Here is a 20,666-nt window from a genome sequence, read left to right as displayed (position 1 = left end):
CCGACGGACGCACGAGGGCGGCGGAGCCGGAACCACAGCCCCACCGCCCTCGAAGCAGGCCCATAAAGCCCTACGCGTCGCCGCCCGCGACCCCCGGATCGGCCGCAGCGACGTCGAGGAGCTGGTACCGGTCGATCGCCTGCTTCAGCACCGACCGGTCGACCTTCCCCTCCTTCGCCAGCTCGGCCAGCACCGCCACCACGATCGACTGCGCGTCGATGTGGAAGAACCGCCGCGCCGCACCGCGTGTGTCGGCGAAGCCGAAGCCGTCCGCACCCAGCGACTGGTACGTCCCCGGCACCCACCGTGCGATCTGGTCCGGAACCGACCGCATCCAGTCGGACACGGCCACGAACGGCCCCTCCGCACCGTTCAGCTTCCGCGTCACGTACGGCACCCGCTGCTCCTCCTCGGGGTGCAGCAGGTTGTGCTCCTCGCAGGCCACGGCCTCGCGCCGCAGCTCGTTCCAGGAGGTCGCCGACCAGACGCCGGCCTTCACGTTCCACTCCTCGGCGAGGATCTGCTGCGCCTCGACCGCCCATGGCACCGCGACACCCGAGGCCATGATCTGGGCCGGGATCGAGCCCGACGTGCCCTCGCTGAGCCGGTGGACGCCCTTGAGGATGCCCTCGACGTCGACGTTCTCCGGTTCGGCCGGGTGCTGGATCGGCTCGTTGTAAACGGTGAGGTAGTAGAAGACGTCCTCGCCGTGCGGGTGCTCCTCGTCGCCGCCGTACATCCGGCGCAGACCGTCCTTGACGATGTGCGCGATCTCGTACGAGTACGCCGGGTCGTACGCCACACAGCCCGGGTTCGTCGAGGCGAGCAGCTGCGAGTGGCCGTCCGCGTGCTGAAGACCCTCACCGGTCAGCGTCGTACGCCCAGCGGTCGCGCCCAGGACGAAACCGCGCGCCAGCTGGTCGGCCATCTGCCAGAACTGGTCGCCGGTGCGCTGGAAACCGAACATCGAGTAGAAGACGTACACCGGGATGAGCGGCTCGCCGTGCGTGGCGTACGCCGAACCCGCCGCGATCAGCGACGCCGTGCAGCCGGCCTCGGAGATGCCGTCGTGCAGCATCTGCCCGGTCGGCGACTCCTTGTACGCGAGGAGCAGGTCCCGGTCCACGGCCTCGTACTGCTGCCCCAGCGGGTTGTAGATCTTCGCGCTCGGGAAGAAGGAGTCCATACCGAAGGTGCGGTACTCGTCCGGCGCGATCAGCACGAACCGCTTGCCGATCTCCTTGTCCCGCATGAGGTCCTTGAGGAGCCGGACAAAGGCCATGGTCGTCGCGATGGACTGGTGACCCGAGCCCTTCTTCACGGTCGCGTACGTCTTGTCGTCCGGCAGCGCCAGCGGCTTCGACCGCACGACCCGCGTCGGGACATATCCGCCGAGCCCCTTGCGGCGGTCGTGCATGTACTGGATCTCCTCCGAGTCCCGGCCCGGGTGGTAGTACGGCGGCAGGCCGGACTCCAGGTCCTTGTCGGCGATCGGCAGGTGGAGGCGGTCCCGGAAGCGCTTGAGGTCGTCGACCGTCAGCTTCTTCATCTGGTGCGTGGCGTTGCGGCCCTCGAAGTTCGGGCCCAGCGTCCAGCCCTTGATCGTCTTGGCCAGGATGACCGTCGGCTGCCCCTTGTGCGCCTTGGCCGCCGAGAACGCCGCGTAGATCTTGCGGTGGTCGTGGCCGCCGCGGCCCAGCATCAGGATCTGGTGGTCGGTCATGCCCTCGACCATCGCGCGCAGCCGGTGGTCGTCGCCGAAGAAGCGGTCGCGGATGTAGGCGCCGGTCTCGGTCGCGTACGTCTGGAACTGGCCGTCCGGCGTGGTGTTCATCTTGTTGACCAGCACACCGTCGCGGTCCTGCGCGAGCAGCGGGTCCCAGGTGCGGTCCCAGATCAGCTTGATCACGTTCCAGCCGGCGCCGCGGAAGACCGACTCCAGCTCCTGGATGATCTTGCCGTTGCCGCGCACCGGGCCGTCGAGGCGCTGCAGGTTGCAGTTGACGACGAAGGTGAGGTTGTCCAGGCCCTCACGGGCGGCGATGGACAGCTGGCCGAGCGACTCCGGCTCGTCCATCTCGCCGTCGCCGAGGAAGGCCCACACGTGCGAGTTGGAGGTGTCCGCGATCCCGCGCGCGTGCATGTAGTGGTTCATCCGCGCCTGGTAGATCGCGCCGATCGGGCCGAGGCCCATGGAGACCGTCGGAAACTCCCAGAAGCCCGGCATCGAGCGCGGGTGCGGATAGCTGGACAGCCCGTACGGCGCCTTGGACTTCTCCTGCCGGAACCCGTCCAGGTGCCGCTCGCTGAGGCGGTCGAGCAGGTACGCGCGCGCGTAGATGCCCGGGGAGGCATGCCCCTGGAAGAAGACCTGGTCGCCGCCGTCGCCCTCGTCCTTGCCGCGGAAGAAGTGGTTGAAGCCGACGTCGTAGAGGGAGGCGGAGGACGCGAACGTCGCGATGTGGCCGCCGACTCCGATGCCGGGCCGCTGGGCCCGGGAGACCATGACAGCCGCGTTCCAGCGGGTCGCGTTGAGGATCTTGCGCTCGATCTCCTCGTTGCCCGGGAAGAACGGCTCGTCCTTGGTGGCGATGGTGTTGACGTAGTCCGTGCTGCGCATCTCGGGCACGGCCACGCGCTTCTCGCGGGCCCGCTCGATCAGCCGCAGCATCAGATAGCGGGCCCGCTCACGGCCGCGCTCGTCGATGGCGGCGTCGAGGGAGTCGAGCCACTCCTGGGTCTCCTCGGGGTCGAAGTCAGGAACCTGACTCGGAAGGCCGCCAATGATGATCGGATTGCGATCGGATCCGGAAGCCACGCTGTTCCTTACCTGTCAGAGGGGCTGTCTGAGGCCGGTTTTCGTCTGTGTACCTGCACCGATCCCCATCGTGTACCTCGGGACCGCAAACGTCATCTCTACTGAGAGGTAATCGAGACGTTCGTCTGCTCTCGGCGCAAAGCCATGCGAATTTCGTACCCACAGGCGGTTCCTAAACGCACAAAGGGGGCAGATAGGTGTGGTGTGTGTCACCCTTGATCGCAGCGCCATGCCTGGAGTTGCGGCGACACGGCCGGGATCGTCACCGTTTAGGCGGCCCGAACCGCCGGGTACTTGCGCGATCCGCCCCGCCCGTGTGGACTACGGCCAATGCTTCGCGCACGCGCGTGGCTGAGATATTCATCAAGACATGATCAGGAGGCAACCCGTGAGCGCGACCGCGGACCACGCGGAGGAGCGGACGAACCCTGCCGCCAGGCTGGGGTTCCAGCCCGGGCAGGTGGTCCAGGAGATCGGCTACGACGACGACGTCGACCAGGAGCTCCGCGAGGCCATCGAGGAAGCCATCGAGGGCGATCTGGTGGACGAGGACTACGAGGACGTGGCCGACGCCGTCGTGCTGTGGTTCCGTGACGACGACGGCGACCTGACGGATGCGCTGGTGGATGCCACCACGTACATCGAGGAAGGCGGCGCGATCCTGCTCCTCACGCCGAAGACCGGCCGTACGGGATACGTGGAGCCGAGCGACATCTCGGAAGCCGCGACCACGGCGGGACTGACGGCGTCCAAGAGCGTCAGCGTCGGCAAGGACTGGAGCGGCAGCCGCCTGGCGACGCCCAAGGCCGCGAAGTCCAAGCGGTGACCGTTCGTTGAACGTCAGGACGGGCTGAACGGCCTCGTCCTCGAACGCCGGACGGGCTGGTCGGTCAGCCCGTCCGGCGCTTCTTCGGTGATCTCTGCGTAGGGTGGGTCCACCCGAACAGCCCCACCGAAGGGATGCACGATGGCGATCCAGGTCGGCGACAAGGCGCCCGACTTCGAGCTGAAGGACAACCACGGCCGGGACGTGAGGCTCTCGGACTTCCGCGGTGAGAAGAACGTGGTCCTGCTCTTCTACCCCTTCGCCTTCACCGGCGTGTGCACCGGCGAGCTGTGCGAGGTCCGGGACAACCTCCCCAGGTTCGAGGACCGCGACACCCAGGTGCTCGCCGTCTCCAACGACTCCATCCACACCCTGCGCGTCTTCGCCGAGCAGGAGGGCCTGGAGTACCCCCTGCTGTCGGACTTCTGGCCGCACGGCGCCACCTCGCGCGCGTACGGCGTGTTCGACGAGGACAAGGGCTGCGCGGTGCGCGGCACCTTCGTCATCGACAAGGACGGCGTCGTCCGCTGGACCGTCCGCAACGGGCTCCCGGACGCCCGCGACCTGAACGAGTACGTCAAGGCGCTCGACACCCTGTGATTCTTCGGTTCAAGGCTCTACGAGGGCCGGGAACCCGTCACTAGGATCGACTCGTTTGATCCGATAGCAACGCACGACGGGGCTTCCCGCCCCCGGACACCAATGGAGGGACTCGTGGGAGTCAGCCTCAGCAAGGGCGGCAACGTATCGCTGACCAAGGAGGCCCCGGGCCTGACCGCGGTCATCGTCGGTCTGGGGTGGGACGTGCGCACCACGACCGGCACGGACTTCGACCTCGACGCGAGCGCGCTGCTGCTGAACAACTCGGGCAAGGTCAGCAGTGACCAGCACTTCATCTTCTTCAACAACCTGAAGAGCCCGGACGGCTCGGTGGAGCACACCGGCGACAACCTCACCGGTGAGGGCGAGGGCGACGACGAGCAGATCAAGGTCAACCTCGCCGCCGTCCCGGCCGAGATCGAGAAGATCACCTTCCCGGTCTCGATCTACGACGCCGAGAACCGCCAGCAGTCCTTCGGCCAGGTCCGCAACGCGTTCATCCGCGTCGTGAACCAGGCCGGCGGTGCGGAGATCGCGCGGTACGACCTCAGTGAGGACGCCTCGACCGAGACCGCCATGGTCTTCGGCGAGCTGTACCGCCACGGCGCGGAGTGGAAGTTCCGCGCCATCGGCCAGGGTTACGCCTCCGGCCTGCGCGGCATCGCGCAGGACTTCGGCGTGAACGTCTGAGCCACGCCCCCGCCGCAAGGTCCTGTCCGGCGCCGCGCGTTTGCGTGCGGCGCCGGACGCGCAGGACAACCACATCAGGCAGCAGCACCCAGGGGAGGACCAGCATCATGGGCGTCACGCTCGCCAAGGGGGGCAACGTCTCCCTGTCCAAGGCCGCGCCGAACCTCACACAGGTGATGGTCGGGCTCGGCTGGGACGCGCGTTCCACCACCGGAGCCCCGTTCGACCTCGATGCCAGCGCCCTGGTGTGCAGCAGCGGACGGGTGCTGGGCGACGAGTGGTTCATCTTCTACAACCAGCTCAAGAGCCCGGACGGCTCGGTGGAGCACACCGGCGACAACCTCACCGGTGAGGGCGACGGCGACGACGAGTCGGTCCTCATCGACCTCTCCAAGGTGCCCGCCCAGTGCGACAAGATCGTCTTCCCGGTCTCGATCCACCTGGCCGACGAGCGCGGCCAGACCTTCGGCCAGGTCAGCAACGCCTTCATCCGGGTGGTCAACCAGGCCGACGGCCAGGAGCTCGCCCGCTACGACCTCAGTGAGGACGCCTCCACGGAGACCGCCATGATCTTTGGCGAGGTCTACCGGTACCAGGGAGAATGGAAGTTCCGTGCGGTAGGACAGGGATACGCGTCGGGGCTGCGGGGCATCGCCCTGGACTTCGGCGTCAACGTCTCTTGACGCGATATGAGCAAAAGTCGGGGCCGCGCGGGGCGCTGGGGGCGGCCGACTAGACTTCGGCTTCAAAGTTTCGTAAAGCCGAGCGTGTCGCGGGGCAGCCCCGTACACAGAGGATTGGGTAGCCAGTGGTTCTGAAAACCTTCGGTTGGTCGTTCGCGGTCACCGCGCTCGGCCTCGTCGCGGCGGTCTTCTACGGGGGGTGGACCGCCTTCGGCATCGTGGCGATCCTCTCCATCCTCGAGATCTCGCTGTCCTTCGACAACGCAGTGGTCAACGCCGGAATCCTGAAGAAGATGAACGCCTTCTGGCAGCGCATCTTCCTCACCATCGGCATCCTGATCGCCGTCTTCGGTATGCGGCTGATCTTCCCCGTCGTCATCGTCGCCGTCAGTGCACAGCTGGGGCCGATCGAGGCCGTCGACCTCGCGCTGACCGACAAGGAGCGTTACCAGGAGCTCGTCACCGACGCCCACCCGGCGATCGCGGCCTTCGGTGGCATGTTCCTGCTGATGATCTTCCTGGACTTCATCTTCGAGGACCGGGAGATCAAGTGGCTGACCTGGCTGGAGCGGCCGCTGGCCAAGCTCGGCAAGGTCGACATGCTGTCGGTCTGCATCGCGCTGATCGTCCTGCTGGTCACCTCGATGACCTTCGCGACCCACGCCCATCTGCACGCCGGGCCCGCGGACAAGTCGGCGACGGTGCTCCTCTCCGGCGTCGCCGGCCTCATCACGTACATGATCGTCGGTGGTCTCTCCGGCTTCTTCGAGGACAAGCTCGAGGAAGAGGAGGAGCGCGAGCACGAGGCGGAGGAAGAGGCCAAGCGCACCGGCAAGCCCAAGTCCGCCGTCCTGCTGGCCGGCAAGGCCGCGTTCTTCATGTTCCTCTACCTCGAGGTCCTGGACGCGTCCTTCTCCTTCGACGGTGTGATCGGCGCGTTCGCCATCACCAACGACATCGTGCTGATGGCCCTCGGCCTCGGTATCGGCGCCATGTACGTCCGGTCGCTGACCGTCTACCTGGTCCGCCAGGGCACCCTCGACGAGTACGTCTACCTGGAGCACGGCGCGCACTACGCGATCGGTGCTCTCGCCGTGCTCCTCCTCGTCACCATCCAGTACGAGATCCACGAGGTCATCACCGGCTCGATCGGCGTCGCCCTGATCGCCTGGTCCTTCTGGTCCTCGGTGCGCCGCAACCGCGCGCTGGCGGCGGCCGAGGGAAAAGCGGGCTCGGACGAGAAGACTGAGGTCTCGTCCGGGGTGTGACACCCCTCCGGGTGAGGAACGCTCTGTGCGGGGCGGTCATTGAGGACGGCTGGATGTCCTCGACGGCCGCCCCGCCGGTCTGTCAGGCGCAGGTGTGGGGCAAGCGAATGTGGGGGCGGAAATGGGCTTGTTGGACGGGCTCTGGCGCGGACGCGCGGCCGAGTTCGACTCGGGCAACGCGGCCACCAACGCGATCGAACTGACCAAACGGCACAGCCAGGTGTCCCTCACCAAGCAGGGGGCGGCGAACGGGCATCTGCGGATCAACCTGGCGTGGCGGATGCGCAGCTCCGACATAGGCGGGCCGCAGCGGGAGAGTCTGCTGCGGCACCCGTTCAAGGCGCTCAAGCCGCCGGAGGTCGTGGGCCACAGCCAGAGCATGGTCAACGTCGACCTCGACCTGGGGTGTCTGTACGAGCTCCAGGACGGCACCCGGGGCGTGGTCCAGCCCCTCGGCGGATACTTCGGTGACGTCAACGCACCGCCCTACGTCAAGCTCAGCGGCGACGACCGCTTCGGCTCGGCGTCGGGCGAGACGATCTACGTCAACCTGGACCACCGCGAGGCGATCAAACGCCTCCTGGTCTTCGTCTACATCTACGACCAGACCCCCGCGTTCGACCGCACCCACGCCATCGTGACCCTCTACCCCAGCAACGGCCCCCGCATCGAGATCGGCCTCGACGAACGCCACCCCCAGGCCCGCTCCTGCGCCGTGGTGATGATCGAGAACGTCAAGAACGAGGTGTGGGTCCGACGCGAGGTGAAGTTCGTGTACGGCTTCCAGGCGGAGCTGGACCGGCTGTACGGATGGGGGCTGCAGTGGGGCGGGGGCACAAGACGAAGTCGCAGCGCTGAGGGCGGTTGGGCAGCGCCCCCGAAGGGGTGCGGGGCTGTTTCGATATGCGGCTACCGCCGCGTGGGCGCGACAAGCCACAGCGGTGCCGCAGCCGACCGACGGCATACCGCGGCACCCGGCGGAGCGATATCGCGGCACCCGGCGGAGCGCTCAGCGCCCGATGAACTGCGGCCCCTGCGGCGGCAGCCGGAAGTCGGGGTCCGGTGCGGCGGCCGGCACCGGCACCGGTGGCGGATATCCGTATCCGGACTGCGCGGTCGCCGGAGCGGGCTGCGGATACCCGTACGCAGGCTGGCTGGTCGGCTGCGGATACCCGTACGCCGGCTGACTCGCCGCTGCCGCGGGCTGCTGCTGCGGATACCCGTACGCAGGCTGCGCGGTCTGCGCCGGTGCGGCCGTCGTCGGCTGCTCCGGGGGCAGGGGACGCGACACCTCGGGTGCCGACCGGGGTGCCGGAGCGGACGTGGTGTCGGCGGCCGGGGCAGGCTCCTGAGCGGCTTCCGACTCGTCCACCGAGATCCCGAAGTCCGTCGCCAGCCCCTTGAGCCCGTTGGAATACCCCTCGCCGAGTGCCCGGAACTTCCACCCCTCGCCCCGCCGGTACAGCTCACCGCAGATCAGTGCGGTCTCCTCACCGGTCTCCGGCTTGACGTCGAAGTAGGCCAGCGGCTCACCGTCCGGCGCAGCCGCGTCGTACAGCAGGATGCGCAGTGACTGTACGCAGTCGAACGCGACGCCGTCCGCCGAAGCGACCAGCAGAATCCGGCCGACGTCGGACTCGACACCGGACAGGTCTGTCTGGATCGTGTCGGTCAGGCCTTCGGTGACCCGTTTCTTGCCGAGCCGCCAGACCTTCCCGGAGGGGTGCCGGGGCTGGTTGTAGAAGACGAAGTCCTCGTCGGAGCGCACACGACCGTCGGGGCCGAGGAGCAGCGCCGAGGCGTCGACATCCGGGACCCCCTGCCCGGGCATCCAGCGCAGCACGGCGCGCACCGTCGTGGCTTCGAGCGGGACGTTCGACCCCTTCAGCATCGCGTGCGTCATGCGGTCATCCTGCCCTCTCCGTCCTGGTCACGACAACGCGGGGTCGGGGTTCCGGGGCCGCCCCGCAGTGCCGCCGACATGGCCCTGCTTGCCCTGCGTTACCTGAAATTCATGCCCAGCGGGAACCCCTGACATGGCCTTCTACGTACTATTACCGGCCACCTTTACTCGGCACATCGGCCGCTCAGTCACCACGGGGGAGCTTTATGCGTCATTTCGGGCACATCGCCCCTGAGGTGCGGCAGCGCCTCTTCCATCAGGAGCCGTGCGACTTCACCGCCGGCTCCCCGGCCCGGCTGCTCTCCGCGGCCCTGGGCGCCACGCTGTACAGTCCGGCGACCCGCCCTCGGCTCGCCGACGACATCGTCAAGCAGACCGGACGCGGCGTGGTCTCGATGGTGCTGTGCCTGGAGGACTCGATCGACGACGCGGACGTCTGCGCGGGCGAGGAGAACCTCGTCCGCCAGTTCACCGAGCTCGCCCGCCGCGTCGACGACACCGATCTGCCCCTGCTGTTCATCCGCGTCCGCACACCCGGGCAGATCCCCGACCTGGTCCGCCGCCTCGGCCCCGCCGTCCGGCTGCTGTCCGGATTCGTACTGCCGAAGTTCACGGAGGAACGCGGCATCCCTTTCCTGGAGGCCGTGGCCACCGCAGAGGCGGCGAGCGGGCAGCGGCTTTACGCCATGCCGGTGCTGGAGTCGCCCGAGCTGCTGTACCGCGAGTCGCGGGTCGAGACCCTGGAGGGCATCTTCCGGGCCGTCGACAAGTACCGCGACCGCGTGCTCGCGCTGCGCCTCGGTGTGACGGACTTCTGCTCCTCGTACGGGCTGCGCAGACCCCCCGACATGACCGCCTACGACGTCCAGATCGTCGCCTCCGTGATCGCCGACGTGGTGAACATGCTGGGACGGGCCGACGGCACCGGATTCACGGTGACCGGGCCGGTGTGGGAGTACTTCCGCGTGCAGGAACGTATGTTCAAGCCCCAGCTGCGGCGCAGCCCCTTCCTGGAGGGACAGGCCGAGGAACTGCGCGAGGCACTGATCGAGCACGCCATGGACGGGCTGCTGCGGGAGATTACGCTGGATCAGGCCAACGGTCTGCTCGGCAAGACCTGCATCCATCCCTCGCACGTGCTGCCGGTGCACGCTCTGTCGGTGGTCAGTCACGAGGAGTTCAGCGACGCCCAGGACATCCTGCGGCCGGAGCGGCTGGGCGGTGGCGTGCTGAGGTCGGCGTACACGAACAAGATGAACGAGGTGAAGCCGCACCGCGCCTGGGCCGAGCGGACGCTGCTGCGCGCAGAGGTGTTCGGCGTGGCCAACGAGGACATCGGCTTCGTGGAACTGCTGGCCGCGGGAATCCCCGGCTGATGCCGCCGGACACCGCCGGAACGCCTGAAAACCCCGAAATCGCTGAAACCGCCGGGAATAACTGAAACCGCCGAGAACCGCCGAAACCACTGAAGCCGCCGAACACAAGGTGCCGAACACCGGTGAACACAAGGAACGCATGGACAAGGCAGTGAACAACGGGGACAACCGAGCCGACGGGAACGGGACCTGGTCCGGGACCTGGGTCGCCGAGCGGCTCGGGGTCGAACTCGCCGGCGACGACACGCTGGCCGACCTGCTGGGGCTCGCCCTGCGACGCAACCCCAAGCGGGCGCACCTGCTCGTGTCGAACGTGCTCGGCAAGCACGTACCGCAGTCCCCGTCGGTGGTCTACGGCTCCGGGTTCGCCCTCGGGCGGAGGGTCCGGGAGCTGCTGGGGGACGCCGGGGCGAGCGCCGCGGTCGTCGTCGGGTATGCGGAGACGGCCACCGGGCTCGGCCACGCGGTCGCCGACGGCCTCGGCCACGCCCCGTACCTGCACTCCACCCGGCGCCCCGTGCCCGGCGTCGCGCAGGCCGGCGGCTTCGAGGAGTCCCACTCGCACGCCACCTCCCATCTGCTGCTCCCCGAGGACCCGGAACTGCTCGCCGGGGACGGGCCACTGGTCCTGGTCGACGACGAGTTCTCCACCGGCAACACCGTCCTCAACACCGTGCGCGCCCTGCACGAGCGCTATCCCCGCGGCCGGTACGTCGTCGTCGCCCTGGTCGACATGCGCTCGCCCACCGACCAGGACCGCCTCGCGGAGTTCGCGGACGAGATAGGCGCCCGCGTGGACCTCGTCGCAACGGCCCAGGGGACCGTACGCCTGCCGGACGGTGTACTGGAGAAGGGCCGGGCCCTGGTCGCCGCACACGAACAGACGGGGCCGGTGGGTGCCCGTGGCTCCGCGGGCGCCGTCACCCGGGTCGAGCTGCGCTGGCCCGCCGGGGTGCCCGACGGTGGCCGGCACGGCTTCACCGCCGCCCACCGCAGGCGCCTGGAGGCCGCTCTGCCCGCCATGGGCGCCCGCCTCGCGGAGACCCTGCCACCGGGCGCCCGGCGCGTGCTGGTCCTCGGCAGCGAGGAGCTGATGTACGCGCCGCTGCGCCTCGCCCGCGAGCTGGAACACCTCGTCCCGCCCGCCGACATACGGTTCTCCACCACGACCCGCTCTCCCGTCCTCGCCGTCGACGACCCCGGTTACGCCATACGCACCCGCCTGGTCTTCCCGGCGCACGACAACCCGGCCGACGGCCCCGGCGAGCGCTACGCCTACAACGTCGCGGGCGGCGGTTTCGACGCCGTCGTCGCCGTCGTCGACTCGACCGCCGACACCCCCGCCCTGCACGCACCCGACGGGCTCCTCACCCAGCTTGCCGCGCACACTCCGCACGTTCTGCTCGCGGTCGTACCGTCGTACGTTCCCGAGGCCGCGCATGCCTCCGAAAGGCCCGCCATGCTGCCCGAGCCCCTTCGCGGCCCCGCCTTCTCCTCGTACGCGCCCGAAGAGGTCGGCTGGCTGCTGCAGGACCTGTCGGACGTCACGCTGGAAGCACCCACCGAGGAGCGCGAGGAGGCCATCCAGAGCGGCGGTGCGCACTACGCGGAGTCCCTGCCGGTGGAGTACCAGCCCAGCGAGCAGTACCAGGAGCTCTTCCACGCCGCCCTGGAGACCTCCGCGGCGCGCATCGCCCACGCCGTCGGCGTGGTCACCGAGACCGTCCTCGCAGAACGGTCGCCGCGCCCGGTCCTGGTCTCCCTGGCCCGCGCGGGCACACCCGTCGGCATCCTGATGCGCCGCTGGGCGCAGCACCGGCACGGCCTCGACCTGCCCCACTACGCCGTGTCCATCGTGCGTGGCCGCGGCATCGACGCCAACGCGCTGCGCTGGCTGGCCGCCCGGCACGACCCGCGCGACGTCGTCTTCGTCGACGGCTGGACGGGCAAGGGCGCCATCACCCGCGAACTGGCCGCGGCACTGCGCGAGTTCGAGGAAGCGGAAGGCGTCACCGGGTTCGACCCGGAGATCGCCGTGCTCGCCGACCCCGGCTCCTGCGTCCGGACCTACGGCACCCGCGAGGACTACCTCATCCCGTCCGCCTGCCTCAACTCCACGGTGTCCGGCCTGATATCGCGCACCGTGCTGCGAGCCGACCTGGTCGGCCCGAACGACTTCCACGGCGCCAAGTTCTACCGCGAACTCGCCGGCGCCGACGTCTCCACGGCCTTCCTCGACGCCGTCTCCGCCTGCTTCGACGAGGCCGTGGACGCGGTCGACGCCGCCGTCAAGGAACTGCTGGCCGCCGACCGCACCCCGACCTGGGAAGGCTGGGCGGCCGTCGAGCGCATCAGCGAGGAGTACGGCATCCACGACGTCAACCTCGTCAAGCCCGGCGTGGGCGAGACCACGCGGGTCCTGCTGCGCCGCGTGCCGTGGAAGATCCTGGCCCGCGCCGGCGCCGGCCCCGACCTGGACCACGTCCGGCTGCTCGCCGAGCAGCGCGGGGTACCGGTCGAGGAGGTCGCCGAGCTCCCCTACACCTGCGTGGGGCTGATCCATCCCAAGTACACGCGCGGCGCGACGGGCGCCGACGGAAGGGCGGTGGCTGTCTGATGCCGGTGCTGGTGGCGAGCGACCTCGACCGTACGCTCATCTACTCCGCAGCGGCCCTGTCGCTGACGATGCCGGACGCGCGGGCGCCACGGCTGCTGTGCGTCGAGGTGCATGAGAGCAAGCCGCTCTCGTACATGACCGAGACGTCGGCGGCACTGCTCGCGGACCTCGCCGACTCCGCGGTCTTCGTGCCGACCACGACCCGCACCCGCAAGCAGTACCACCGCATCAACCTGCCGGGCCCCACGCCGAAGTACGCGATCTGCGCGAACGGCGGGCACCTGCTGGTGGACGGGGTGTCGGACCCCGACTGGTACGCGCGCGTGACGGCCCGCCTGGCCGACGAGTGCGCGTCGCTGGCCGAGGTGCAGGAACATCTGCTGAGGGCCGCGGACCCGGTCTGGGTGCGCAAGCACCGGGTCGCCGACGACCTCTTCGCCTACCTCGTCGTCGAGCGCGAGCTGCTCCCCGAGGAGTGGGTGAAGGAACTCGCGGTGTGGGCGGAGAACCGCGGCTGGACGGTCTCTCTGCAGGGCCGCAAGATCTACGCCGTGCCGAAGCCGCTCACCAAGAGCGCGGCCATGCGGGAGATAGCCCTCCGCACCGGCGCCGACCTCACGCTCGCCGCGGGTGACTCCCTTCTCGACGCCGACCTGCTGCTCGCGGTGGACAAGGGCTGGCGTCCGGGGCACGGCGAGCTGGCCGACAGCGGGTGGAGCGCCCCCGACATCACCTCTCTGCCCGAGCGCGGGGTACTGGCCGGGGAGCGCATCCTGCGCGAGTTCCTGCGAGCGTCCCGGGAGCGGCCGTAGGCGGTGACGGCCGCGTCCGGGCACGGCAGTAGGCGGCGTGGCGGTCGCGTCCGGGAACGGCCGTAGGAGGTGGCGGCCCGCGTCCGGGCAACGCCGTCAGCCGCAGCAGCCTCCGCCACAGCACCCGCCCCCGCCGCCGGCTCGCGGAGCCGGCGCAGGGGCGGTGGCCGAGCCGCCCACCGCCACGGTCGACAGCAGCTTCACCGTGTCGTCGTGGCCCGTCGGGCAGGTGGCCGGGGCGGAGGACTCGGCCATGGGGCGGCTCAGTTCGAAGGTGTCGCCGCAGGTCCGGCAGCGGTACTCGTAGCGAGGCATACGCACAGGTTAACGGGCGCTCTCCGGCGGCCGCCGGGATTCGTCGCGCGCCACGGCCGCCGCCCGCGATTGCTCCCGCGGCTCCGGCTCGACCAGGTCGGGATGGCGGGCCCGCCAGTACGGGTTGTCGTGCGGCAGCGCCGAGCCGACCCTCCCGTACATCCCGAAGAACATCAGCACCACACCGAACACGAAGCTGAACAGCACGTTCTGGATGCGGAAGGCGAGGAAGTTGTACTCCGTGTCCAGCAGCCCCAGGTTCAGAAAGCCGCTGAGGATGAAGGCGATGCCGACGATCATGTTGAGCGTCGAGGCGAAGTTCCCGCCGATCACCATGCCGACGAAGAGCAGCAGCCCCACGCAGATCGACAGGACGCTCAGCGCGCCGTTGGTGTTCAGGCCCGCGACCTGGTCCCCGCGGGTGTCGAAGAAGCCGACCTTGTCGATCAGGCCGAGGATGCCGAAGGCGATCAGCACCAGACCCATCAGACCCGCGCCGACGCGGTAGACCTGGTTCAGGCGGTGGTCGACGGGAAGGTGATCGTCGAACCGGATCCGCCGCCGTGTTCCCCCGTGCGCTGCGTGTGTGGCCATGTCCGCCTCCCTTGGGCGTGAGCGGAGGCCATACTTCCCTTGCCCTTCAATATCTGCCCGCTCTGCCCCGCCGGGCAACACGTCCGAGCCGCATCCGGGCTCCACAGCAGGTCAGCGACCGGGCCACGCTCAGTGACCGGCGGCGCCCCCGCGTTCCTCCCGGATCTGCGCGACCACCCCGGCCACCGTCTGCCGCACCGCCTCCGTCTCGGTCAGGAAGTGCCAGTAGTCCGGGTGGCGGCCGTCCAGCGTGGCGATCGCCCGTTCCAGCCGGCCGACGGAGTCGTCCAGCGGGCGGGCGTGACGCGGGTCCGGGGTGTGGCGGCCGGCCATGGCCAGCCGCTGTGCGTCCCGGATCGCGAACCGGGTCCGGTCGATCTCCTGCTGCGGGTCCTTCTGCACGGCGTTCAGCCGCTGCAGCCGGTCACCGGCGGCCGAGACGGCCTCGTCGGTGGAGTTCAGCAGTGCCCGTGCCGTCGACAGCAGAGCCGTCGCGTCCGGCCAGCGCTGGGCGTCGCGCGCGGCCTGCGCCTCGGTCAGCTTCAGCTCGGCCTGCCGTACGGTCTCGGCGGCCTGCCCGGGCACATGCTGGAGGTCCTGCCAGCAGGCGAGGGTGAACCGCCGCCGCAGTTCGCTCAGCACCGGCTCCACCTGACCGGCCCGGGTGGTGAGGGCCTGCGCGCGGGTGCGCAGGGAGACCAGCCGGTGGTCGATCTCGGCGGCCCGCTCCGGCAGCCGTTCGGCCTCCGCGCGGATCGCCTCGGCCTCCCGGGCGACGCGCTCGGCCCGCTCGAGCGTCTGGGGTACGCCATGCTGTCCGGCGCCCTGGTTCAGCTTGGTCAGCTCCGGGGCGAGGGCGGCGAGGCGGGCGGCGAGATCGTCCGCCCGCAGCCCTGATCCCCGTACCGTGTCAAGGGCGTTGGAGGCGGCGAGCAGCGACTGCCGGGCGCGTTCGACGGCGGGCGCCAGCCGGGCGAGCTGGGTCTCGGCCTTGCCGAGCAGCGGACCGAGCCCGTCCGCGAACCGGTCCAGGTCCTGCTTGACCCGGCCGAGTTCGTCCTTGGCCCGGGTCAGTTCGGTGCGGGCACGGCCGGCGGCCGAGGCCTCCAGATCGTCGCGGTCGAGGTCGTGGGCGTCGACGGCTTCGATGTAGCGGTGGCTGGCCTCGTCGATGCGGTGGCCGAGGGCCTCGAAGTCGGCGGCGGCGCGGCGGGCGGCGGGGGAGTCGTCGACGGCTGCGATCGTCTCGATCGAGATCCGCAGATCACGCTGGGCGGTGTCGAGCTCGTAGAAGGCGGCCGCGGCGGCGTCCTTGGCGGCCTGCGCCTCGGCACGCTGACTCTCGGCACGCCCGCCGAACCACCGCCGGGTGCCGCCACCGGCGAACGCGGCCGGCAGCGCGAGGGCGGCGACCAGGGGCAGGCTCATGAGGGTGAGGGCGTCACGGACCGCGGCGGACACCTGCCCAGGGCGGTGCGCGCGCGGCATCGACGGCGATTCCGGCTGAGGTGGTGTCGCCGTCACATCCCTCTCCCGTGTTGTCATCCGCCCTGCCCGGTGTCATTCTCCCACCGGTTAAGGACGAACACACGGGCCTGTTAGTTCGCAGTCCGGACCGTGATTTTGCCGTCGCCGGTGCGGGCGGACACCACATGGTCGCTGGAGTCGTCGCGGGGCACGGACACATCGACCGCGCCGTCGCCGGTCTCGGTGCTCACGCGGTACGTGGCCGGGGGCAGCGAGACGGTGACGGAGCCGTCGCCGCTGCTGGACTCCACCAGGTCCGGTACGGCGCCCAGTTCGAGCCGGACCGAGCCGTCGCCGGTGTGGGTGCGGACCTCGCGGGAGCTGACGTCGGCGCGGACGGAGCCGTCGGCGGTACGCAGCTCCACCGGTCCGGTGGCGCCACTGACGTGCACGGACCCGTCGCCACTGCGCACCTTCAGCGCCGCGGTCGTCTTCTCGACCCGGACCGAGCCGTCGCCCGTACGGATGTTCAGGGCGTCCTCGAAGCCGCGGGCCCGTACGCTGCCGTCCCCGTTCTCGACCTTGACGTCGACGCCGCGCGGCACCTCGATGCGGTGCTTGGCCGAGCAGTCGGCGATGAACCCGGAGCACTTCAGCCGCAGCACCAGCCGGTCGTTCTCCATGGACCAGGTCACCTTCGGATCGCTGCCCGCAACGACCGAGCCCTCGAACCACCGGGTGACCTCGATACGGCCCGCCGGGTTGTCGTCCGCGGCGACGATCTCGAGGGCGGAGTCGTCGGAGTCGACGGTGAGCGTGGAACCCCGCAGCGAGAACGACCGCTGCTCGGGGTCCGTGTCCTCCCCGGCGGACGCCCCGCAGCCGGCGACCCCCGCGACGACGACCATGACGGCGCCGACGACAGCGGCCGCACGAGCGCCAACGGAAACGGAAACGGTACGGGCCATGAGGATCTCCCCCTGAGACGGACTGCGAGACGCCCCGGTCCCGGCCTGTGGGTGCCGGGAAGGCGACTCCTCGACCGTAGGCACCGGGCCTCATCCGGGGGATCCGGACCACTCCCGAATCCGGGGTGGGGTTATCCCCCGCCCGGGACGCCCCCACGGGGTCGCCTGCCCCGCGATACGCGTTTGCAGGACAGTGCCCTGGGCAAGGTAGGCTGTCGACTCGTCCTGGGCGCGTAGCTCAGCGGTAGAGCGCCGCCCTTACAAGGCGGATGTCGGCGGTTCGAAACCGTCCGCGCCCACCAGTTGCAGGACACGACGAAGGCCCAGGTCAGCGGGTGTGAACCCGGAGACCTGGGCCTCGGTCTTTCTCGGCGGAGCCGGGCTGCCGTGCCACTTACGCGCCAGAAGGACCGTGACCGTCGGCGTTGCGGATGATGACCGTGCCGTGGCCCTGCCGTCACGGGTGGACAGGGCCACGACGGCCCTCTCGTGGAGCATGCCGACTTCCGAGGGCGCGCCGCCGCGTACATCGGCTCGGGACTGGCCGACGGCACGCCGGCGCCCGTGATCGCCGAGACCTTCGAGGGGCTGGACCGCGTCGCCGACGCGCACCGGCTGATGGAGTCCGACACGCACACCGGCAAGATCCTCGTGACCCTGTAGAGCACCGGCGTCGACTGAACGGTGATCCGAACGAGACCGCCTGGTTCAACCGGACGGCGTGACCGGGGACCGCATGCCGAGCCACTGCTCGGCGTCCCATGCCTCGAACCGCTCCACCTCGGTGAACCCCAGCTTTGCCGCGAGGCGCATCGAGGCGACGTTGGCGGTCTGGGTGGCGAGCACCACCGGCTCGCCGGGAAGGACGCCGTCGAACCAGTCGAGTGCCGCCGCGCACGCCTCGGCGGCGTACCCGAATCCCCACGCCCGCGGCAGGAACAGGTAGCCGAGATCGGCCTTCCCCACGGCAGCCGGGCGACGGTGCTCCGTTGCTCTCCTGAGCAGGATCTGGCCGATCATTGCCCCGTCGAGATCGACGACGAAACTCCCCGGCCACCGCCCGGGCACCTCGGGCATCTCGCGCTCAAGCTCGTCACGCGGCCGGGGGCCGCCCAGGTAGGTATGCACCTCCGGCGAGGCGTGCAGCTCGATGAACGCCGCACGGTCCCGGGCCTCGGACTCGCGGAGCACGAGCCGTTCGGTCCTTATCGGGGCAGGTGGCCAGGCGACGGGGCCGAGTCCAGACATGGCGGGGAACCTATCGCACGACCGCCTCCTCATCGCCGAGGACTGGCACGCCGAACTGTGGCTCGATGACGCCGAGACAGGTAGGAACCCGGAGATCTGGGCCTTGATCGTTTTCAGGTTTCCTTCCGCTCGGGTTCCGACGGCGTCTCGTGCGCGTGCTTGAGTTTCGCGCGGGCGTCGACGCGGTCCGGGCCGGTGAGTTCCGACCAGTAGCGGTGGGTGGTGACGAAGATCGCGAGTTCGTGCTCGCGTTGGCGGAGCTTCTCGACCTCGGCCTGTTCGTCGGCCGTCCAGCCGGGGGAGGCGGGGCGTTCGATCTTGCGCCAGCCGCCGGCGTCGCTGAAGCCGTCCAGGGGCTCGACCGACCAGGGGAGCCGCTTCAGCAGGACCGACAACTCGGCCCGGACCTGATGCAGCTCCTCCTGACCGGCGCGGAGGTCGCTAGGGAAGTCATAGGTCGTAGCCACGCCGCAATGCTACGCCTGTTCGATTTTGGGTGGCGAGTTTCTTCCCGTGGTTCATGCGAACGGGTGTGCCTGGGCGCGCCAGTTGGCCAGTGAGCGCGATGGTTGGCCATACGGTGCGTTGTAGTTGGCCGGTCCGGGGGGCGGGTTGGGCGACTCCTGAACGGCGGCCCGGTGCTGAACTCCCAGGGCGGGCGCACGGCGACCGGGATCTCTGGGATGGCGTCCCTCTCACTCCGGACCAGTGAGGGGGACGTCGTGCAGGTTCAGGTGCGTGGGCAGGGCGCCCGTCGGTGGATCACGTTCGGGGCGATCGCGTTCGGGGCGCTGTTCTTGGTCGTCGGGCTGATCCTTGCGGGGGTGTCGGTCTCGTTCCTGGCGACTGCGGAGCGTGCCCCGGGCACGGTGGTCGCCCTGGAGTGGCGGAACGACCACGACGGCGTATCCCGCAAGAAGCGGGAGGACGACAGGCCCGCGGCGTACCCGGTGGTCGAGTTCACGTCGGCGGATGGCACGCAGAGGACGTTCCAGGACTCCACGGGTTCCAATCCACCGGCGTACGAGGAGGGCGAGCGAGTCGAGGTGCTCTACCGCGCGGATTCCCCCGAGGACGCGCGGATCAAGGGGTTCACCTCGCTGTGGCTGCTGCCACTGATCTTCGGTGGGATCGGGCTGTTGATCGCGGGGATCGGGACAGCCGTTGCGTGGGCGACGCGGGGACGTTCCTAGGCCGCATGTTCCCTGCAGTGCTCCGTCACGACGGGTAGGACTGGGCGCCTGACCTGGCATAAGGGCGTTGAAGTGGAGAGTTCAACTTCGGCGAGGCAGGCTTTACCCATGCGGTCGGTCCTCCGCACTCCTCCTCGACGGGGAGCAGGCGGTCACTGTCGGGTTCTCCTCACGCTTGCGAGGTGGGTACCCTTCGTCATCGCGCTGGGCGTGCTGGTCATCGAGCTCACCCCCGCCCACTTCATCTACACCGGTCCCCTGCTCGTCGCGACGCCGGCGCTGGCCGCAGTGACGATCGGCCCCAAGGGCACCACCTCGGCGGCGGCTCTGGCTCTGGCGATCAGCGTGACCACCGCTACCTATAACCAGGCCTGGGGCACGCTGCAGGTCTATACCAATTTCCTGGCTCTTACCCTGGTCACCCTGGCCAGTTTCATGACGAGCAGCGCCGTGCGTGCGTACAGGCAGAGCGAGCTCGACCAGGTCCACCGGATCGCCGTGGCAGCACAGGAGGTCATACTGCGGCCCGTTCCCGAGCGCCTGGGCCCTCTGCGGGCGGCCAGTCTGTGCCTCGCGGCCGGGACCGGGGCACAGGTCGGCGGTGATCTGTACGAGGCCGTGCAGACGCGCTACGGCGTCCGGATGATCGTGGGGGACGTCCGGGGCAAGGGACTGAACGCCATGCGCGCGGTCGCGAGGGCGCTGGGCGCGTTCCGGGTGGTCGCGCACTGCGAGGACGAGCTGATGGAGGTCATGAACCACTGCGCGCACGCGCTGCGGCGGGAGGCGGCCGTGCCCGGTGCGTACGACGAGGAAGTCCTGATGGAGGGATTCACCACCGCGCTCATGGCCCAGGTGCCGGACGACGCCGTGGTGCAACTGATCAACCGCGGTCATCCGCCCCCGCTGCTGCTGCACCAGGGCAGAGTTCAGGCTCTGATGCCCTCCTCGCCACAGCCGCCTCTCGGCCTGGAAGACCTCGTCACCGGCCCTCCCGAGAAGCCGGAGAGCTATCCGTTCGTTCCCGGCGACCGGCTGCTGCTGTACACCGACGGCGTGATCGAGGCCCGCAACCGCGACGACGACTTCTTCGACCTGCGGGAGGCCATGGAGCGCATGGGCGCAGGCACCACCCCGGCGGACTTCCTGCACGAACTGCACAAGGCGTTGATCCGCCACGCCGGGGGCCGCCTGACGGACGATGTGGCGATGATCCTCGTCGACCGGCTCGACGACGAAGCCGACACGTAGGGCGGTGGAGCTGCTGTCGCCGCGCGTGGATGACGAC

At 69.6% G+C, this 20,666-nt stretch carries 19 protein-coding genes, 1 tRNA gene and 1 pseudogene; 13 read left to right on the top strand and 8 right to left on the bottom strand.

The window, feature by feature from the left end; genetic code table 11:
• Nucleotides 1-70: 70 nt before the first annotated feature.
• Nucleotides 71-2,818: a pyruvate dehydrogenase (acetyl-transferring), homodimeric type gene (gene aceE, locus StrepF001_RS27245; RefSeq protein ID WP_129800864.1), complete on the bottom strand. Its 2,748-nt coding sequence runs from the start codon at nucleotides 2,816-2,818 to the stop codon at nucleotides 71-73.
• Nucleotides 2,819-3,206: 388 nt separating this feature from the next.
• On the opposite strand from aceE, the gene StrepF001_RS27235 reads away from it, so the two are divergent.
• From StrepF001_RS27235 to StrepF001_RS48320, 6 genes and pseudogenes are all read left to right on the top strand, one after another.
• Complete coding sequence (locus tag StrepF001_RS27235) at nucleotides 3,207-3,644, top strand: DUF3052 domain-containing protein (RefSeq protein ID WP_165396382.1); 438 nt, start codon at nucleotides 3,207-3,209, stop codon at nucleotides 3,642-3,644.
• Nucleotides 3,645-3,785: 141 nt separating this feature from the next.
• Nucleotides 3,786-4,244, top strand: coding sequence for a peroxiredoxin (locus StrepF001_RS27230; RefSeq protein WP_129800862.1), 459 nt, complete (start codon nucleotides 3,786-3,788; stop codon nucleotides 4,242-4,244).
• Between the two features lie 114 nt (nucleotides 4,245-4,358).
• Nucleotides 4,359-4,934 (top strand): calcium homeostasis/redox stress adaptation protein, encoded by a 576-nt coding sequence (locus tag StrepF001_RS27225; protein ID WP_129800861.1) that lies wholly within the window; start codon nucleotides 4,359-4,361, stop codon nucleotides 4,932-4,934.
• 107 nt (nucleotides 4,935-5,041) lie between these two features.
• The gene (locus StrepF001_RS27220; protein ID WP_129800860.1) at nucleotides 5,042-5,617 is read left to right on the top strand and encodes a TerD family protein; all 576 of its coding nucleotides are present in this window, start codon (nucleotides 5,042-5,044) and stop codon (nucleotides 5,615-5,617) included.
• Nucleotides 5,618-5,742: 125 nt separating this feature from the next.
• Entirely contained in the window at nucleotides 5,743-6,885 is a 1,143-nt protein-coding gene (locus StrepF001_RS27215; RefSeq protein ID WP_129800859.1) for a DUF475 domain-containing protein, read from the top strand.
• 121 nt (nucleotides 6,886-7,006) lie between these two features.
• Nucleotides 7,007-7,714: pseudogene (locus StrepF001_RS48320) on the top strand (Tellurium resistance); the annotation flags it as partial.
• A gap of 180 nt (nucleotides 7,715-7,894) precedes the next feature.
• Here the strand turns inward: StrepF001_RS48320 and StrepF001_RS27205 are convergent.
• Nucleotides 7,895-8,788: a TerD family protein gene (locus StrepF001_RS27205; protein ID WP_129800858.1), complete on the bottom strand. Its 894-nt coding sequence runs from the start codon at nucleotides 8,786-8,788 to the stop codon at nucleotides 7,895-7,897.
• A 206-nt stretch (nucleotides 8,789-8,994) separates the two neighbouring features.
• Between StrepF001_RS27205 and StrepF001_RS27200 the strand changes: the two genes are divergently transcribed.
• From StrepF001_RS27200 to StrepF001_RS27190, 3 genes are all read left to right on the top strand, one after another.
• Nucleotides 8,995-10,164, top strand: a complete 1,170-nt coding sequence (locus StrepF001_RS27200) for an HpcH/HpaI aldolase/citrate lyase family protein (RefSeq protein ID WP_129800857.1) — start codon at nucleotides 8,995-8,997, stop codon at nucleotides 10,162-10,164.
• Between the two features lie 139 nt (nucleotides 10,165-10,303).
• Nucleotides 10,304-12,781, top strand: coding sequence for a phosphoribosyltransferase (locus tag StrepF001_RS27195; RefSeq protein WP_129800856.1), 2,478 nt, complete (start codon nucleotides 10,304-10,306; stop codon nucleotides 12,779-12,781).
• The gene (locus StrepF001_RS27190; protein WP_129800855.1) at nucleotides 12,781-13,593 is read left to right on the top strand and encodes an HAD family hydrolase; all 813 of its coding nucleotides are present in this window, start codon (nucleotides 12,781-12,783) and stop codon (nucleotides 13,591-13,593) included. Before StrepF001_RS27195 ends, StrepF001_RS27190 begins: the two co-directional genes overlap by 1 nt.
• A 96-nt stretch (nucleotides 13,594-13,689) precedes the next feature.
• On the opposite strand, the gene StrepF001_RS27185 is transcribed toward StrepF001_RS27190, so the two are convergent.
• The 4 genes from StrepF001_RS27185 to StrepF001_RS27170 all read right to left on the bottom strand — a co-directional run bounded on the left by StrepF001_RS27185 (nucleotide 13,690) and on the right by StrepF001_RS27170 (nucleotide 16,937).
• A complete protein-coding gene (locus tag StrepF001_RS27185; RefSeq protein WP_129800854.1) occupies nucleotides 13,690-13,908 on the bottom strand; it encodes a zinc ribbon domain-containing protein in 219 nt (72 codons plus the stop codon).
• A gap of 9 nt (nucleotides 13,909-13,917) precedes the next feature.
• On the bottom strand, nucleotides 13,918-14,502 hold the full coding sequence (locus tag StrepF001_RS27180) for a DUF4383 domain-containing protein (protein ID WP_129800853.1): 585 nt from the start codon (nucleotides 14,500-14,502) through the stop codon (nucleotides 13,918-13,920).
• A gap of 129 nt (nucleotides 14,503-14,631) precedes the next feature.
• The gene (locus tag StrepF001_RS27175; RefSeq protein WP_129800852.1) at nucleotides 14,632-16,026 is read right to left on the bottom strand and encodes a hypothetical protein; all 1,395 of its coding nucleotides are present in this window, start codon (nucleotides 16,024-16,026) and stop codon (nucleotides 14,632-14,634) included.
• Nucleotides 16,027-16,100: 74 nt separating this feature from the next.
• Entirely contained in the window at nucleotides 16,101-16,937 is an 837-nt protein-coding gene (locus StrepF001_RS27170) for a DUF4097 family beta strand repeat-containing protein (protein WP_129800851.1), read from the bottom strand.
• Between the two features lie 227 nt (nucleotides 16,938-17,164).
• On the opposite strand from StrepF001_RS27170, the gene StrepF001_RS27165 reads away from it, so the two are divergent.
• Nucleotides 17,165-17,239 (top strand) — tRNA-Val (locus tag StrepF001_RS27165).
• A gap of 187 nt (nucleotides 17,240-17,426) precedes the next feature.
• Entirely contained in the window at nucleotides 17,427-17,600 is a 174-nt protein-coding gene (locus StrepF001_RS27160; RefSeq protein ID WP_129800850.1) for a zinc-binding dehydrogenase, read from the top strand.
• A 45-nt stretch (nucleotides 17,601-17,645) separates the two neighbouring features.
• Here StrepF001_RS27160 and StrepF001_RS27155 read toward each other — a convergent pair whose 3' ends face one another.
• Nucleotides 17,646-18,185: a GNAT family N-acetyltransferase gene (locus StrepF001_RS27155; RefSeq protein ID WP_129800849.1), complete on the bottom strand. Its 540-nt coding sequence runs from the start codon at nucleotides 18,183-18,185 to the stop codon at nucleotides 17,646-17,648.
• Between the two features lie 113 nt (nucleotides 18,186-18,298).
• The gene (locus StrepF001_RS27150) at nucleotides 18,299-18,652 is read right to left on the bottom strand and encodes a hypothetical protein (protein WP_129800848.1); all 354 of its coding nucleotides are present in this window, start codon (nucleotides 18,650-18,652) and stop codon (nucleotides 18,299-18,301) included.
• A 255-nt stretch (nucleotides 18,653-18,907) separates the two neighbouring features.
• On the opposite strand from StrepF001_RS27150, the gene StrepF001_RS27145 reads away from it, so the two are divergent.
• Entirely contained in the window at nucleotides 18,908-19,378 is a 471-nt protein-coding gene (locus StrepF001_RS27145; RefSeq protein WP_129800847.1) for a DUF3592 domain-containing protein, read from the top strand.
• Between the two features lie 210 nt (nucleotides 19,379-19,588).
• Complete coding sequence (locus tag StrepF001_RS27140) at nucleotides 19,589-20,629, top strand: PP2C family protein-serine/threonine phosphatase (protein WP_346656966.1); 1,041 nt, start codon at nucleotides 19,589-19,591, stop codon at nucleotides 20,627-20,629.
• Nucleotides 20,630-20,666: the final 37 nt, after the last annotated feature.

It is taken from the genome of Streptomyces sp. F001, from assembly GCF_004187715.1.
Lineage (GTDB): Bacteria > Actinomycetota > Actinomycetes > Streptomycetales > Streptomycetaceae > Streptomyces > Streptomyces flavusporus.
Note: the sequence above shows the minus strand (reverse complement) of the source record. Positions and strands in the feature narration are given on the sequence as shown.

Bases quoted from the DNA above. Each gene is read 5' to 3' on its own strand.
- StrepF001_RS27230 (WP_129800862.1), top strand. From the start codon at position 3,786: ATGGCGATCCAGGTCGGCGACAAGGCGCCCGACTTCGAGCTGAAGGAC.
- StrepF001_RS27220 (WP_129800860.1), top strand. From the start codon at position 5,042: ATGGGCGTCACGCTCGCCAAGGGGGGCAACGTCTCCCTGTCCAAGGCC.
- StrepF001_RS27205 (WP_129800858.1), bottom strand. From the start codon at position 8,788: ATGACGCACGCGATGCTGAAGGGGTCGAACGTCCCGCTCGAAGCCACG.
- StrepF001_RS27200 (WP_129800857.1), top strand. From the start codon at position 8,995: ATGCGTCATTTCGGGCACATCGCCCCTGAGGTGCGGCAGCGCCTCTTC.
- StrepF001_RS27195 (WP_129800856.1), top strand. From the start codon at position 10,304: ATGGACAAGGCAGTGAACAACGGGGACAACCGAGCCGACGGGAACGGG.
- StrepF001_RS27190 (WP_129800855.1), top strand. From the start codon at position 12,781: ATGCCGGTGCTGGTGGCGAGCGACCTCGACCGTACGCTCATCTACTCC.
- StrepF001_RS27185 (WP_129800854.1), bottom strand. From the start codon at position 13,908: ATGCCTCGCTACGAGTACCGCTGCCGGACCTGCGGCGACACCTTCGAA.
- StrepF001_RS27180 (WP_129800853.1), bottom strand. From the start codon at position 14,502: ATGGCCACACACGCAGCGCACGGGGGAACACGGCGGCGGATCCGGTTC.
- StrepF001_RS27170 (WP_129800851.1), bottom strand. From the start codon at position 16,937: ATGGCCCGTACCGTTTCCGTTTCCGTTGGCGCTCGTGCGGCCGCTGTC.
- StrepF001_RS27155 (WP_129800849.1), bottom strand. From the start codon at position 18,185: ATGTCTGGACTCGGCCCCGTCGCCTGGCCACCTGCCCCGATAAGGACC.